Source organism: Pseudonocardia sp. SID8383 (assembly GCF_009864975.1).
Lineage (GTDB): Bacteria > Actinomycetota > Actinomycetes > Mycobacteriales > Pseudonocardiaceae > Pseudonocardia > Pseudonocardia alni.
The window spans coordinates 1-419 of the sequence record NZ_WWFY01000702.1; the positions used below are offsets into that span (position 1 = coordinate 1).

Annotated in this window: 1 pseudogene; it reads left to right on the forward strand. The window is 80.2% G+C overall.

Annotated features, from left to right (window positions below):
- A pseudogene (locus tag GTW08_RS16945) lies at positions 1–419 on the forward strand (hypothetical protein); the annotation flags it as partial.

Genomic DNA, 419 nt, shown 5'->3' on the forward strand with positions numbered 1-419 from the left:
CGTGCGACCGCCGTCGCGGACCGGGAGCGGGGGCGCCGCCGCCCCGCCCGGACCCCGACGCGCGGTACCGGGACCGGCACCGGGCTGGACCGGCTGCGGATCCTGCTCGTGGCCACGATGGGCGCCGTCCTCGCCGGGTACACGATGCTCGTCCCGGTGGCGGCGCTGCTGACCGGCACCGGCGGCGTCGCGGTCACCGCGGACGGGGCACTCGCCACGGCCGTCCCGCTGTGGCTGGCCGCGCACCTCATCCCGGTCGCGGTGGACGGGCGCCCGTTCGGGGTGCTGCCGCTGTTGCCGACGCTGGTGGTCGTCGCGCTGGTCGCCTTCTGCTCGCGCTGGGCGGTGCTCCGCCTGGGCGGGCGGGTCCGGCACGACGCGGGCGCCGTCGTCGCGTCCCAGGCCGGGGCCGCCGCCGC